General features: G+C 34.6%; 2 protein-coding genes. Both read left to right on the plus strand.

The genetic code is table 11. The annotated features are described in order from the left end of the window. Nucleotides 1–401 precede the first annotated feature (401 nt). Nucleotides 402–542 (plus strand): ribbon-helix-helix domain-containing protein, encoded by a 141-nt coding sequence (locus tag KA824_RS11400; RefSeq protein ID WP_031917823.1) that lies wholly within the window; start codon nucleotides 402–404, stop codon nucleotides 540–542. Between the two features lie 57 nt (nucleotides 543–599). Continuing rightward, nucleotides 600–1,190 carry a replication protein gene (locus tag KA824_RS11405; protein WP_103388019.1) on the plus strand — a complete coding sequence of 197 codons (591 nt, stop codon included), beginning with the start codon at nucleotides 600–602 and terminating at the stop codon, nucleotides 1,188–1,190. The last annotated feature ends 58 nt before the right edge of the window (nucleotides 1,191–1,248 follow it).

Below are 1,248 nucleotides of genomic sequence, written 5' to 3' on the forward strand. Positions count from 1 at the left end.
ACCCCCAACAAGGGTATTTGCAGAACGAAATGAGCGTTAGCGAATGAAGTGGCTAGCAAATACCACGCTTGCCAAACCACATTATAACTTGTGATAGGAGAAATACTTTTGACGAACAAAGAAATAATGATAGCCACTTCAGTGGCGATTGGTGCAGTTGTAACTTGGATTAATCCAAGTTAACAACCAATCCAAATCATTACTTTCGATATCGTGAAGTCAAAAGGAAATTCTATTACAAGTAATAATATGGTGGGTTTTGACTTTAGGTTTTCAACACTGGGGTACTACGACCCCCCAGTGTTGTTCATTGTTCACGGTCACTTTTTGTGTATAAACGATTGAATTATGATGTTATTTTGTGTATTATTGACTGTAATAATTGAAAGGTGGTTACAATTATGAGTAAAAGATTGCAAGTGACTTTGAAAGATGAGATGTCGGAAAAGTTAGATGAATTAGCGAAATATTTAGGAGTTTCAAAAAGTGCGGTAATTGCGTTGGCTTTGCAAGATTTTGATAAAAAGCATAAAAATAGATAAAAAAATACTGCCATGTGGCTATGGCAGCATAAACTTGTATTCGGAGGTAATTATATCATGGCAAATAAAGCATCACAAGGTAATGTAAGAACTAGAAATTGGACGTTTGTAATTTACCCAGAAAGTGTTTCTGAAGGTTGGAGAGATATATTAGATGATGAACATATACAATGGGTTGAATCTCCATTACATGATAAGGATACTAATCCAAATGGAGAGATAAAAAAGGCTCATAAGCATATATTGGTTATGTATGATGGGGTTAAAAGTTATAATCAGATATTGGAATTGACCGAAAGAATAAATGCGACTGTTCCACAAAGGTGTGGTTCTGCTAAAGGTCTTGTTAGATATATGTTGCATATGGATAATCCTGAGAAATATCAGTATGATCGTGAAGATATGATTGCTCATGGTGGAGCAGATATTCTAGAGATGTTAAAACCGACGTCTGCAAGCAGATATGAGATGTTTAAAGAAATGACTTCTTTTATAGTTGAAAATGACATAAGAGAATACGAAGAACTATGGATTTATGCTATGGAGCATAGATTTGATGATTGGTTCCCTTTGTTAGCTGATAATGGTACTTTTGCTATAAATACGTTTATAAAATCTAGAAGACATAGAATAAAAGATAACAAATGAATTAGCTAGCCGTTATGGCTAGCTTTTTGCTTTAGCAATTGGGGGTTTACCCCCAACA

Source organism: Staphylococcus sp. GDY8P198P (genome assembly GCF_017891615.1).
GTDB classification, from domain to species: Bacteria; Bacillota; Bacilli; order Staphylococcales; family Staphylococcaceae; genus Staphylococcus; species Staphylococcus cohnii.

Coding starts and splice junctions, on each gene's coding strand:
- KA824_RS11400 (WP_031917823.1), top strand. CDS start 402: ATGAGTAAAAGATTGCAAGTGACTTTGAAAGATGAGATGTCGGAAAAG.
- KA824_RS11405 (WP_103388019.1), top strand. CDS start 600: ATGGCAAATAAAGCATCACAAGGTAATGTAAGAACTAGAAATTGGACG.